The organism is Cellvibrionales bacterium, assembly GCA_016713115.1.
GTDB lineage: Bacteria > Pseudomonadota > Gammaproteobacteria > Pseudomonadales > UBA7239 > UBA7239.
In genome coordinates this window covers 1,807,688-1,821,175 of record JADJPU010000001.1, presented here as the reverse complement: position 1 = coordinate 1,821,175, position 13,488 = coordinate 1,807,688, and the positions used below count along the sequence as shown (strand labels likewise).

Genomic DNA, 13,488 nt, shown 5'->3' with positions numbered 1-13,488 from the left:
AAACAAACGCGACAACATCAGGAAACCTACACCTCTACTTTCAGTTACAACAATCAGAAAACGCTCAGAAAACCATCAGAATTTGTGATCCGCTGTATCTGGATTCAAATCTTGAATCCCCAGCGCTTTGGCAGCTGCTTCGATATCCGCCGTCTGTGCCACCAGCGCATCAATTCCCGCTTTCACCAGTGCATTGCCTTCAGCGTTATCTGCAGCAATCAGTTGATCAAAATGCTTGCCTGCATTTGCGCTGTCTACTAGCGCTTGCATCGCTTTTTCAGTGTTGGCCAATTTCTCTTGCAGAGCAGCATCAACAGCGGCATCGTGCTTTTGTACCAGCGATGACAAGCTCGCACCTTTCAGCACACTGCCATCCAAACGGTGAAACTCACCGAGATAAATATTGCGAATGCCTTTTGCGTTATAGAAATGCGAGTTGTGCGTGTTGTCACTGAAGCAATCGTGCTCGTCTTCTGTCGAATTCGCTTCCAGCGCCACTTTCATGCGTTCACCTGCTAACTCACCCAAAGAGAGACTGCCCATACCAAACAGCATTTTTCGCAAGCCCTGCTCAGTGCTTTCTTTCGCCAGTTCCGCACGATAGTTGTCTGCATTCGGCTGCCATTGCGCCACCATGTCCTGTAAATCTTTCACCAACAACTCGGTTGCTGCTTTCAGAAATTCCGCACGGCGATCGCAATGTCCACCCGTACAGGCATCACCCTTGGCGTAGTCCGTGGCAGGACGATTGCCCGCACCAGCACCCGTGCCATTCAGATCTTGCCCCCACAACAAAAATTCAATGGCGTGGTATCCCGTAGCGACATTGGCTTCACTGCCACCCAGCTCATTCAAGCTAGCCAACACCTCAGGCGTGATGGTGGAAAGATCCAAAGTTTTCTCGCCCACTTTTAGTGAAGTGTTGGCAATAACATTGGCGGCAGCCCCCGGATTGCCCAGCGCCGATTGATAGCTGGGAGCCACATAGTCAATCAGCCCCTCATCCAAAGGCCACGCGTTCAACTGGCCTTCCCAGTCATCTACAACCGCGTTGCCGAAACGAAACACTTCGCTTTGCATGTAGAAAGGACGCGCGGCCAGCCAAGCCGCGCGCGCAGCTTGTAGATTCGCATCAGTCGGTTCAGCAATCAGCTTATCAACAGTCGTCTGCAAGGCTTGGGCGGCTGTCAGGGAATCACTGAACACAGCCAAAGCTATATCGCTGTAATGCTCGACCACCGCACGCGCAGCGGCATCGGCTTGCACCGGCGCAGCCTCTGCTGGCTGCGGTGTTTCAGCAGCAGGCACAGCTTGCTCAACTGCGGCAGGCTTGGCGGTATCGTCTTTACCACAACCGGACAGAATGAGCGCCAGCGACAAAGTGCCTGCACTCAGAATCAATGAATAAAACGGGAATGGTCGACGCATAAAAATCTCCAACGGGGAATGTAACAACCCGCGAATGATAATGATTTTTATTGACCCTGTGCAGTGCACCAAACCCTGTCGACTAAACTTTCTTGCCCCAAATCAAAAAACAGCCAACATCTTGGAGCGCTACTGTTCCTACTCTTCCAGCAAGGAGCGCAGCATCCACGCCGTTTGTTCATGAATCGCGATGCGCTGGGTGAGCAAATCTGCCGTCGGTTCATCGCTGGCTTTGTCGACACAGGGAAACAATTGACGCGCCGTGCGCGCCACCGCCTCATGCCCCTGCGCCAAAATTTTTACCATTTCCAAGGCTTTAGGAGGCTGTGCTGGCGTATCCGGCAGCGATGCCAATTTGCTAAACGCCGCATAACCGCCGGGTGCGATATGCCCCAATGAACGGATGCGCTCCGCAATGGGGTCTACCGCGTTCCACAGTTCGGTGTACTGCCCCATAAACATCACATGCAGGGTGTTAAACATCACACCCGTTACATTCCAATGAAAGTTATGCGTGGTGAGATACAGCGTGTAGGTATCCGCCAATAAATGACTCAAACCATCCGCAATAGCGGCGCGATCTTTTTCGCTGATGCCAATATCAATTACCGTATTTTTTTTGCTCATAGCACTGCACCTCTCCATTAAAAAGCAAACAAAGCACTAAACAGTTAATTCCCACTGCGGGAGATAACCCTGTTCGTTTTCGTTGACGGTTGCATCGGCACAAATCCACCAATCCCCTACCGCTAATAATTGCTGGTCTTGATAGATCAATGGCGTTCGTTCACGCAGCCATGGTGGAATCGCGCATTCTTGAAACAGTTTTTTTAAAGTCTGCGAATGCTCGCGACCGTGCGGACGGCAACGCACGCCCTCGCGCGCAAAACTCACGGTCAGCGGTCGCGCATTGTCGAGGCGCATGCCCTGTCCACACACGGAAGAAAACGACAATTGCCCAAAACTGGCATTGCTCAGCAAGTCATCCACACTGCACTGCCAAACTCTCTCGCAATCTAATGGAGGCAATTGTGGCATCGCATAAAGCCGCCCTTGAAAACGCCGACACTGCCATCCCTCCCACTCAATTTGAGGTGAGGAATCCATGCGTGAATCCATCGCCTGCGCTTGAATCACATCCAAAATTTTATGACCGGGAATCGGCGCACCGCAGCGCATAAACCACAAACGCAGCACATTGCGTCGCCGCGCGCGCGATAAACCTAACAAATAGGAATACGCCAGAGAAAAACCAAACCGTTCTGCGTGTGGATAACAGGCGAAATAATCAATCTCGGCTAACTCGTCATTAACAGCGTCTGCCTCACCACACCAATCCATACTGCGTGCAATCGACTGATCCGCTTGCGGCCACCGCGTGCGCAATACCGGCAACACCTGTTCGCGTAAAAAATTTCTATCAAAGCCGAGATCGCTATTGGACTCGTCTTCCACCCACTGCAATTGATGCTGTATGGCGTAGGCGCGCAGTTCCATTTGCGGGCGTGCCAACCATGGACGATACAAACAACCGCCGCCCAATCGACGCCATTCCGGCATTCCACCCAAGCCGCGTACACCAGAGCCGCGCAATAACCGCAGAAAGAAAGTTTCGACTTGATCGTCAGCGTGATGCGCCATCAACAACACATCACCATAACCCACCCGATTTGAAAAAATATCGTAACGCGCTTGACGCGCTGCATTTTCCAAACCAGTGCCATTGCGTACAACAGCTATGCGCTCGGCAAAAAATCCGACACCCAAATCATGTGCCACAGAGGCGCAATGAGCCTGCCAAGCATCGGCATTCGGACTCAAACCGTGGTTCACATGCAGCGCCAAAATCTCTTGCGGCAACCCCAATGAAACAACGGCATGCAATAAAGCATGAGAATCTGCACCACCGCTGTATGCCACGATGAAGCGCTCTGCATCGTGAAAACCTTCCAGTTTTTCCTGTAACAGTTCGCGCAGTCCATCACTCATCACGATTCGTCCTTTTGTAATCGATTCAAGGATTACCAAAACTCATCAATCGTTGGTAGCGCTGTTCCAGCAAGGCATCCAACGGCTTTTGTAACAAATCATCCAATTGCTGCGCCAATGTTTCACGCAAACTGCTAGCCATTTCAGCCACACTGCGGTGTGCGCCACCCAGTGGCTCAGGGATGACATGATCCACAATGCCCAATTCCAACAGTGTTTGCGAAGTGACGCCCATCGCCTCCGCCGCCAACGGCGCTTTCTCTGCCGTCTTCCAAATAATATTGGCGCAACCTTCCGGAGAAATTACAAAATAAGTGGCGTATTGCAGCATATTGATTTGATCGCCAATACCAATACCCAACGCGCCGCCGGAGCTGCCTTCACCAATCACGGTGCAAATCATCGGTGTGCGCAAACGCGACATCACCGCTAAATTTTGTGCAATCGCTTCGGAAATGCCGCGCTCTTCGGAATCAATGCCAGGATAAGCCCCTGGTGTATCAATCAGCGTCAACACGGGCAAGCGAAACCGCTCCGCCATCTCCATCAAACGCAATGCTTTGCGATAACCTTCCGGCTTGGGCATACCAAAATTGCGCGCCACTTTTTCTTGCACCGTGCGGCCTTTTTCTTGGCCGATCACCATCACCGGTTTGCCTGCCAAACGCGCAACACCACCGATGATGGATTTGTCATCGCCAAAGCGACGATCACCGTGCAACTCATCAAATTCTGTAAATAAATGTGGGATGTAATCCAAGGTGTAAGGGCGCTGAGGGTGACGCGCCACTTGCACCACCTGCCAAGCACTGAGATCGCTATAAATTTTTTCGGTCTGTTTGCGACTTTTCTCGCGCAATTTCCCCAATTCATCAGCGATGTTCACGCCAGAATCATTGCCGACCAGTTGCAGTTCTTCGATCTTGGCTTCCAACTCAGCAATGGGTTGTTCAAATTGAAGGTAGTTATACGCCACTGTTTACTCCACGGGATGGCTTCATTTTTTCTTTAAAATTATCAACGATCAACGACACTCAATACTGCACACGCACCGCCGCAAACCCGAGCCTAGCGCGCAAAGCGCGCAGCAACTCATCCGCTGGGCTGACATGCCAACCCGCTCCCGCCACGATCTCACCGCGCGCACGCTGCCCTTGGTATACGAACTGTAAGCCACAGCCCTCATTCTGGCGAAAGGGCTGCACGCATTTACCAATAAGCGCCACAGCGGATTCACGGCTGGTTTGCAGCGAGGCCAGTGTCTCAGCATCAAGCTGAATCTGCAAATAGCGCGCCTGCTCTTGGCGCACCTGAATAAAATCACGCACTTGCGATGCACGCAGCGCCAAAGCATTGCGGTAGTCATCACGGCTCACGACGCCCTCGACCACCAGCATGCGTCCCAGCTCCAGCTTGTCGCGCGCGCGGTCGTACTCCTCCGCAAATACGGTGGCCTCGATGCGACCACTGCGATCATCCAGCAGCACAGTCGCCATATTCTTACCACTCTTGGTCTTGCGCACATTTACATCCACCACCAAACCTGCCACGCGCTGGGGGCTGCGATTGGGCTCGACATCCGCAATGCGGTTCTTCAGCAGTGCGCGCAGCTCGTCTTGATACTCTTCAACGGGATGCCCAGTGAGGTACAAACCCAGCGTGTCTTTCTCACCCTGCAAACGGTCGCGCATGGACCACGCGGATACGGAACGGTAATCGGCGTACACATCGCCACTGGCTTCAGCCGCTGTCGACATCACCTCGCCAAACAAATCCGCCATACCTGCGCTCTGATTTTTGTGCTTCTGACCCGAAGCCTGCACCGCATCAGGCAGTGCCGCCATCAACACGGCGCGCGCGCGATCAATGTTGTTATCAGTAACTAAATTATCTAACGCACCGCTGCGCACCAACGCTTCCAAAGCGCGTTTATTGAGCTTGTGTTGATCCACACGCGCACAAAAATCGAACAGATCCACAAATTTTCCCTGTTCACGACGCGAGGCAACGATGGATTCGATTGCACCCTCACCCAAACCTTTTATCGCACCCAAACCGTAAATAATGCGCGAGGACTCATCAACCGTGAAATGAAAATCGCCACTGTTCACATCTGGCGGCAGCAGTGTCAGCCCCATGGCACGACACTCTTCAATGAATGTCACCACTTTGTCGGTTTTATCCATATCCGACGAAATTGTCGCCGCCATAAATTCAGCGGGATAATGCGTTTTCAACCACGCCGTTTGATACGACACTAACGCATACGCCGCCGAGTGCGATTTGTTAAAACCGTAGCCAGCAAACTTTTCCATCAAATCAAATAAACCACCGGACTGTGCTTCACTGATACCACGCGCACTAGCGCCTTCCATAAACTTTCCGCGCTCTTTCGCCATTTCTTCTGGCTTTTTCTTGCCCATGGCACGACGCAACATGTCCGCACCACCCAGCGTGTAATTCGCCATCACCTGTGCAATTTGCATAACTTGTTCTTGGTAAACGATAACGCCGTAAGTGGGGCGCAATACCGCTTCTAGATCATCGTGATGCAATTCAACGGTTGGATAAGCCACCTTGGCTCTGCCGTGTTTACGGTTGACGAAATCATCCACCATGCCAGATTCCAAAGGTCCTGGACGATACAACGCCACCAAGGCGATCAAATCTTCAAAACAGTCTGGCTTTAATTTGCCGATCAGTGTTTTCATGCCACTGGATTCCAACTGGAACACCGCCGTGGTTTGCGCCTTTTTCAACAAGTCATATGTCGGTTTATCGTCGAGAGGAATGTCCGCAATATCGAGCGCAGCCTCGCCTTTTTTCTCCCGCTCTGGATTAATAATTTTCATCGCCCAGTCGATGATGGTCAGCGTGCGCAAACCGAGGAAGTCAAACTTCACCAAGCCCGCTTCTTCCACATCATTTTTATCAAACTGCGTTACCAAACCACCACCGGATTCATCGCAGTACAACGGAGAAAAATCGGTCAACCGCGTCGGTGCAATCACCACGCCGCCCGCGTGTTTACCGACATTGCGTGTCAGGCCTTCCAACTGCAACGCCATCTCCCAAATTTCTTTGGCATCTGCATCATTGCTTAAAAAATCGCGCAAAATTTCTTCACGCTTGTAGGCTTCCTCCAAAGTCATGCCTACTTCAAACGGAATCATTTTGGATAATTTATCCGCTAAGCCGTAAGACTTACCCTGTACGCGCGCCACATCACGCACCACCGCTTTCGCTGCCATGGTGCCAAAGGTAATAATCTGCGATACCGCATCGCGGCCATAGGTTTCTGCCACATAGCTGATGACGCGATCGCGCCCTTCTGTGCAGAAATCGATATCAAAATCCGGCATCGACACCCGCTCTGGATTGAGAAAGCGCTCAAACAGCAAATCGTAAGCCAGCGGATCCAAATCCGTAATTTTTAGCGCGTACGCCACGAGAGAACCCGCACCAGAACCGCGTCCTGGCCCCACGGGAATGCCATTATTTTTTGCCCACTGAATGAAATCCATCACCACCAAAAAGTAGCCAGGAAATTTCATTTGATTGATCACAGACAACTCAAACGCGAGGCGCTCTTCGTACACCTTGCGTTTACTGCCATCAGGATCTGACCCGGCCGGTAATAATTTGGGCAAACGCTCCGCCAAACCCTGCATGGAAACTTGTTCAAAAAACTGCTCGATGGTCAAACCGGCTGGCACGGGATAATTAGGTAAAAACGGTTTGCCTAATTGCAAGACCACATTACAGCGTTTCGCTATCTCTACGGTATTGGCAAGCGCCTGCGGCAAGTCACTAAATAGCTCCTGCATTTCTTGCGCAGATTTTAAGTATTGCTCTTCGCTATAGCGTCGTTCGCGGCGCGGATCATCCAGCGTCCTGCCATCATTGATGCACACGCGCACTTCATGCGCTTCGAAATCTTCGCGCTCGATAAAACGCACATCGTTTGTTGCCACCAACGGACAGCGCATTGCTGCCGCCAGAGCCACGGTCGCGTGCAAACAATCTTCATCCCCTGCACGATTTGCGCGCTGCACTTCGAGATAAAAACGACCAGGAAAGTAACGCAACCATGTCTGTAAGCGCGATTTTGCTTCTTCGATATGACCTGCCTGTAAAGCGCGCCCCACATCACCTTGCCGCCCACCCGAAAGCAGGATCAAACCTTCGTTCAGCTCCTGCAACCATTCCCGCTGAACAACCGCACGCCCCTGTGACTGCCCGTGTTGATACGCCCGCGAAATTAACTGCGTAAGATTGCGATAACCAGCATCATTTTGTACTAATGCAGTGACCATGACTGGATTAGAAGAATCATCGTCATCACCGAGCCAGAAATCACTGCCGACAATCAGCTTGATGCCTTTGGCCTGTAGTGTCTTGTAGCATTGAATCAAGCCAAAAAAATTACATATATCCGTAACTGCCACTGCGGGCATGCCCAATGCACACAAGCGTTCAACCAGCGCATCCGTTGTGACCAAGCCATCAACCAAGGAATATTCCGTGTGTAAACGCAAGTGGATAAAGGTCGAAATGGTCACAATTTCATCCATTTAAGAGGAATGCCTGTCTACCATCAGGCGATGGTCGGGCATTATACTCGACCGACATTTGGATCAGTTCACGCAACATCGCATTGGAATCGCCATGAGCTCAGCACTGCCACATAAACTGCAAAAAATCTTTGAACAAACAGCCGCATTGGTTTTACCCACCGCCATCCGTGCAGGTGGTCCTGTGTTAGTTACCATGAAGCGCGAGGATGGCGAGCCAACACCAGACAAACGCGGCATGTTCATCCAGCAATTCAAGCGCTGTTTAACAGAGCAATTTGCACAGACCGCGAAAAAACCAGACGATAAAAACGAAGCAGCGGCAAAAAAAATGCCGAACACCCGCGAAGCCATGGAAGAACGCATTAGCAAGTATTCGCTGGTTGATTCTGAACAACTTGAAGTGCAACTACTTATTGATCGCCTTTGCAACGCGCTGCAAGTAGAACATCAGTTCGATGCCGACTGTCTTGCCATGCGGCTAGAGCGCATGGCGGGTATCACCATTGAGCGCAGCAATAATCCGTTATGCACCAAACACCTCACCAATGTTTTCCTTCAATGCTGTGATGTCTTGCAGCCCACTAAAATGGCGCGTGATGCCGCCATGACCAACTGGGGCAAAGCCTTAAAAGAGGCCTACCCACAATGGCTAAAACAACTTAATCAATTATTGATCAAGCAACATATTTTGCCGCGCTTGGATTTGGACGACATCAGCCGTCGTTACGAGAAAAAGAATCAAGACAAAGCGCGTGAAATGCGCAAAAACCTGATTGAAGATATTACAGGCAAACCACAAGACGCAGACAGTGAAGTCAGCAGTGCCGAATTGATGCGTTCACTTAACGCCTTGGTTGCCAATGCTGCCGTCGCCAACCCTGAATTAAATAAACACATTGTCACCGGCACGGCGGGCGGAACCATCGCCACAAAAGCCGATGTTTTTGACGCTATCAGCAATGTTTCTAGTGCAGCACAAATCAATACCGAAACGGGTTATCGCGAACTACCAGACAACATTCCTACACTGGCAGAAAAAGTAGCTCTACTACCTGAGATGCAAGCCAAGGCACTAGACAGCCAAACACAAAACGCCATTTCCCTGCTATCCATGATGTTTGACCGCCTGCAAAGTGAGGAGCAAATTGCCGCCCCTATCAAACCGCTGATCGATGAACTGCAAATTCCTATTCTTAAAGTAGCGGTACAAGATCAAGACTTTTTTTCTAATCCGGACAACCCAGCTCAAGAACTGATCAACGAAATTGCGCAAGTTGGAACACAATGGACGCCCAAGCAAAATATAAACAAAGATCCGTTCTATAAAAAAATATCGTCCTTTGTCGACGACATCAGCGCATCCGCTGAATCCATAGAAAATCACGAAGGTTTTTTTGAAGAAAAGCTGATCACACTGAAAGATTTCTTAGAGCGAGAGAAACAACGCTCCGCACTCTTGGAAGAAAGAATTATCCAAGCGGAGTCCATGAAAGCACGCACAGAGTCTGCGCGCGAAACAGCAGAAAAAATTATTCTTAAAAAAGTTATTCGCCACAACGCCAAACCCAACACCGCTAATTTTTTACAAGAATATTGGCAGCATGTTTTATTCTTTTATATCAATCGCGACGAAGACTATGTATCCGACGAACAGCAACAGGCGCGAAAAGTCATTGATGACCTGCTGATTTTCAAGACAGAAACACTCAGTACATCATTCGACAAAGTATGCGATTCAGCACTATGGCACCTGCACCATATGGGCCTAGCACTGACCGAGCAAGAAACAACCCTAGCCAATCTGCGCAATGAATTTAATTCTGCGCAACAAGAGATTAAAGACGAGCAAGCGGCGGCAGCAGAAGCCGCCACAAAAAAAGCCGAGCAAGAACAGGCAGCAGCTCGAGCGGCAGCCGAACTGACCAGCTCTGTCAGCAGCATATTAGCGCGCACAGAAACAGAAACAGCACCACACCAGAATCAGCGCCAATAACGCCGGCAACCCCCGCCTCATCGGAAGACTTCGCCGACAACATCTTTGGTTCTTCTGCTTCTGCCACCACAACTTCTACAGACATCAGCTTCACAATCGAGTCTTTACCGCTTGAAGCCACAATCGACGAGGTTGTATTTGAAGAGGATGACGACTTTGAAGAAGTCTTAGCCATTGAAGACGACTTTGCTCTTGAAGATATCTTTGACAAACAAGCCGACATGCTGAGGGCGGACACTTGGTTTCGCCTCAGCAATGCAACACACGACAAGCTTAAAGTTAAACTGGCTGCTGTTATCAAACACAACGGAAACTACATCTTCGTGAATCGCGAAGGCGCGAAAATCATCACTGCCAAAAAGTCAGAAGTAGCTGAACTCTTGCGCTGCGGAGAGCTCAGCATTATCGATGACACAATATTTTTTGATCGCGCGTTGGAATCTGTTATTCAGTCCCTGCGGAAATAAGACGCGCCACGGGCGCGTACGAGCGACGATGCAGCGGCGTAACACCATGACGCCGCAACGCGTCTAAATGTTTCGCTGTCGGATACCCTTTATGTTCAGCAAAGCCATACTCTGGGTACTGCACATCTAACAACGCCATTTCACGGTCGCGTTGTACTTTGGCGAGGATAGAAGCTGCACTGATAGCAGCTACACGGCTATCACCCTTCACCACAGCCTCCGATGGGTATGACCACTTTGGCAAACGATTGCCATCCACCAACACAAACTCTGGCTGAACATGTAACGCAGCTACAGCACGATGCATAGCCAGCAAACTTGCCTGCAGAATATTCAAACTATCAATTTCTTGCGGTGTCGCGCGCGCAACAGCCCAACACAAAGCTTTTTCTTGTATTTCAACAAACAAAGCCTCGCGTTTTTTTTCACTAATTTTTTTAGAATCCGCTAACCCTTTGATCGGCTTAGTTGGATCGAGAATAACCGCTGCCGTCACCACATCGCCCACTAAAGGCCCGCGCCCAACTTCATCTACACCCGCCAACAATGCGCCTTGGTACTGACAAATGTACGCACTGACTTCCATACGAGCCTCTGTGTTACTTTTCTTGCAAATCTACAATGGCTTGCGCAGCACAATGACTGGCATCACGCTGGATATCACGATGTATCACCGTAAACTGTTGCTGCAATTCACTGACTTGTTCTGAATTATTTAACCAAGTCAGCAGTGCATTGCCCAAGTTTTCTACCGTTGCTGCTTTCTGCAAAAATTCTGGTACCAATTTTTTATTGGCCAGCAAATTTGGTAAAGAAACATACGGCACCTTCAGCAAACGCGAAATAATGGCGTAGGAGAGCCGCGCCATTTTGTAAGCCACTACCATCGGCTTTTTGAGCAGCATAGCCTCCAAGGCCGTCGTACCAGAGGCCATCAACACTGCATCACTCGCCGCCATACACTGCTGCGACTGCCCATCAATTAAATGCACAGGGAGATCGGGATAATCCGCCAATATAGCTGTCAATTGCGCTTTGCGATCGGCATTGGCTGCAGGCACAACAAAAGACAAATCCTTTTTCTGCGCCACACACCAACGCGCCACCTCAAAGAATAAACGCCCCATACGCGCAACTTCTCCAGCACGACTGCCAGGCAACAACGCAATCACTGTTGCAGTCGGCACAATCGATAAGGCAATACGAGCAACGGCGCCATTGCTTACCAGTGGAATACTATCTGCCAGCGGATGACCCACACATACGGCGCGCAACGAGGGGTATCTTGCCGCTCGATCTTGATAAAACTTTTCTTCAAACGGAAATAGCGTCAACACCACATCGGCTGCGCGCGCAATTTTTTTAATGCGACCCTGCCGCCACGCCCATACAGATGGACTGACATAATGCACAGTTTTGATCCCTGTCGTGCGCAATGACTCTTCCAAAGACAAATTAAAATCAGGAGAGTCAATACCAACAAAAACATCTGGCGGGTTTGCAAGAAAATATTCTCGTAAATAACGGCGAATTTTCAATAACTCTGGCAGGCGCTTTAGTGGCTCTATCAACCCCATTACCGCCAAACGATCTTGTGGAAAAAAACTATGGCAGCCTTCCGCCTCCATCAAGGGGCCACCAATACCTTCCACCTGCAAATCGGGATAATGCTCACGCAAAGCGCGAATTAGGCCCGCGCCAAGAATATCGCCAGAGGCCTCTCCAGCAACAATGCCCACTCTGAAAGTTTTTTTACTCACTGCAACTCGCGATTAACGCACAATGCCACGCGTAGAGCTGCGTAAAGATTCGATAAAAACATCGAGTGGTGGACAATCGGAATGCATCACTTCCAATTCAGACAGAGCCTCTTCCAAAGTTAAACCTTCGCGATACACCGTTTTGTAAGCGCGATTCAGCACCGTGAGTTGCTCGCGAGTAAAACCGCGTCGTTTTAAACCTTCCAAATTGATACCTCGCGCTTCGGCAGGGTTACCGTAAGCCAACACAAAGGCAGGAATATCTTTTCCTACGGCTGTACCCATACCAGTAAATGCGTGTGCGCCAATATGTACGCGTTGATGCACCAATGTGTAACCACCGAGCACAGCCCAATCGTTAACATGTACATGCCCAGCTAAGGCAGTGTTGTTGACCAGAATGGTGTTGTCGCCAATCACACTATCATGTCCAACATGCACATATGCCATCAATAAATTGTGATTGCCTATCGTCGTTTCAGCGCGGTCTTGAATCGTGCCGCGATGAATGGTCACACCTTCGCGAATCACATTGTGATCGCCAATCACCAAACGCGTTTCTTCACCGCGATATTTGAGATCTGGCGTATCATCACCCACCGTTGAAAACTGATAAATGCGATTATGTTTTCCAATAATCGTTGGGCCTTTCAGCACGCAATGCGAAGCGATCTCCGTGCCTTCACCGATTTCCACATCAGGGCCAATAATCGTCCACGGTCCAACCTTCACATCTGCCGCCAACCGGGCAGAGGAATCGACAATCGCGCGCGGATCAATCATGTGTTCGATACTCACACTTTTCGATCAGCGCACAAAATAGTGCCTTCGCTGGCCAATTCACCATCGACCAACGCGCGACAAGCAAACTTCCAAATGCCGCGCTTCTCAGAAATGATACGGGCTTCCAAATGCAATCTATCGCCAGGCACCACAGGGCGTTTGAAACGCACATCATCGGCACCAACAAAATAGTAAATAGAGCCATCTTGCGGCTTTTTATTCATGGTTTTAAAGCCGAGAATACCTGCCGCTTGCGCCATCGCCTCGATGATCAATACGCCAGGAAAAACAGGGATATCTGGAAAGTGACCATTAAAAATTGCTTCGTTGATAGTTATGTTTTTGAAAGCAACGATTGATTCACCTTCTTTCAATTCCACCACGCGATCCACCAACAAAAATGGATACCGATGTGGCAAATATTCACGAATTTCTTTTACATCCATTAACATACTTTTACCTTTTTTATAAACCGTAGCTTTTGTATATTG

General features: G+C 49.9%; 11 protein-coding genes. 2 read left to right on the top strand and 9 right to left on the bottom strand.

Annotation, left to right across the window (positions count from 1 at the left end; genetic code table 11):
• Positions 1-75 precede the first annotated feature (75 nt).
• From IPK30_09040 to dnaE, 5 genes are all read right to left on the bottom strand, one after another.
• Positions 76-1,428: a peptidase gene (locus IPK30_09040; protein MBK8103412.1), complete on the bottom strand. Its 1,353-nt coding sequence runs from the start codon at positions 1,426-1,428 to the stop codon at positions 76-78.
• A gap of 138 nt (positions 1,429-1,566) precedes the next feature.
• Positions 1,567-2,055 (bottom strand): DNA starvation/stationary phase protection protein, encoded by a 489-nt coding sequence (locus tag IPK30_09035; protein MBK8103411.1) that lies wholly within the window; start codon positions 2,053-2,055, stop codon positions 1,567-1,569.
• A gap of 36 nt (positions 2,056-2,091) precedes the next feature.
• Complete coding sequence (tilS, locus tag IPK30_09030) at positions 2,092-3,417, bottom strand: tRNA lysidine(34) synthetase TilS (GenBank protein ID MBK8103410.1); 1,326 nt, start codon at positions 3,415-3,417, stop codon at positions 2,092-2,094.
• Positions 3,418-3,442: 25 nt separating this feature from the next.
• Complete coding sequence (locus tag IPK30_09025) at positions 3,443-4,393, bottom strand: acetyl-CoA carboxylase carboxyltransferase subunit alpha (GenBank protein ID MBK8103409.1); 951 nt, start codon at positions 4,391-4,393, stop codon at positions 3,443-3,445.
• Between the two features lie 58 nt (positions 4,394-4,451).
• Positions 4,452-7,979: a DNA polymerase III subunit alpha gene (gene dnaE, locus IPK30_09020; protein ID MBK8103408.1), complete on the bottom strand. Its 3,528-nt coding sequence runs from the start codon at positions 7,977-7,979 to the stop codon at positions 4,452-4,454.
• A gap of 106 nt (positions 7,980-8,085) precedes the next feature.
• On the opposite strand from dnaE, the gene IPK30_09015 reads away from it, so the two are divergent.
• Both IPK30_09015 and IPK30_09010 read left to right on the top strand, forming a co-directional pair.
• Complete coding sequence (locus IPK30_09015; protein ID MBK8103407.1) at positions 8,086-9,987, top strand: DUF1631 family protein; 1,902 nt, start codon at positions 8,086-8,088, stop codon at positions 9,985-9,987.
• Positions 9,936-10,454, top strand: a complete 519-nt coding sequence (locus tag IPK30_09010) for a DUF1631 family protein (GenBank protein ID MBK8103406.1) — start codon at positions 9,936-9,938, stop codon at positions 10,452-10,454. Before IPK30_09015 ends, IPK30_09010 begins: the two co-directional genes overlap by 52 nt.
• Here the strand turns inward: IPK30_09010 and rnhB are convergent.
• Genes rnhB through fabZ form a run of 4 tightly spaced genes read right to left on the bottom strand, consistent with a single transcriptional unit; the run spans position 10,432 to position 13,449 of the window.
• Positions 10,432-11,040: a ribonuclease HII gene (gene rnhB, locus IPK30_09005; GenBank protein ID MBK8103405.1), complete on the bottom strand. Its 609-nt coding sequence runs from the start codon at positions 11,038-11,040 to the stop codon at positions 10,432-10,434. The two genes, IPK30_09010 and rnhB, sit on opposite strands and share 23 nt — an antisense overlap.
• A 13-nt stretch (positions 11,041-11,053) precedes the next feature.
• Entirely contained in the window at positions 11,054-12,214 is a 1,161-nt protein-coding gene (gene lpxB / locus IPK30_09000; GenBank protein ID MBK8103404.1) for a lipid-A-disaccharide synthase, read from the bottom strand.
• Positions 12,215-12,226: 12 nt separating this feature from the next.
• Positions 12,227-12,997 carry an acyl-ACP--UDP-N-acetylglucosamine O-acyltransferase gene (lpxA, locus tag IPK30_08995; protein ID MBK8103403.1) on the bottom strand — a complete coding sequence of 257 codons (771 nt, stop codon included), beginning with the start codon at positions 12,995-12,997 and terminating at the stop codon, positions 12,227-12,229.
• 11 nt (positions 12,998-13,008) lie between these two features.
• On the bottom strand, positions 13,009-13,449 hold the full coding sequence (gene fabZ / locus IPK30_08990; GenBank protein MBK8103402.1) for a 3-hydroxyacyl-ACP dehydratase FabZ: 441 nt from the start codon (positions 13,447-13,449) through the stop codon (positions 13,009-13,011).
• Positions 13,450-13,488 lie beyond the last annotated feature (39 nt).

Coding starts and splice junctions, on each gene's coding strand:
- IPK30_09040 (MBK8103412.1), bottom strand. CDS start 1,428: ATGCGTCGACCATTCCCGTTTTATTCATTGATTCTGAGTGCAGGCACT.
- IPK30_09035 (MBK8103411.1), bottom strand. CDS start 2,055: ATGAGCAAAAAAAATACGGTAATTGATATTGGCATCAGCGAAAAAGAT.
- tilS (MBK8103410.1), bottom strand. CDS start 3,417: ATGAGTGATGGACTGCGCGAACTGTTACAGGAAAAACTGGAAGGTTTT.
- IPK30_09015 (MBK8103407.1), top strand. CDS start 8,086: ATGAGCTCAGCACTGCCACATAAACTGCAAAAAATCTTTGAACAAACA.
- rnhB (MBK8103405.1), bottom strand. CDS start 11,040: ATGGAAGTCAGTGCGTACATTTGTCAGTACCAAGGCGCATTGTTGGCG.
- lpxA (MBK8103403.1), bottom strand. CDS start 12,997: ATGATTGATCCGCGCGCGATTGTCGATTCCTCTGCCCGGTTGGCGGCA.
- fabZ (MBK8103402.1), bottom strand. CDS start 13,449: ATGTTAATGGATGTAAAAGAAATTCGTGAATATTTGCCACATCGGTAT.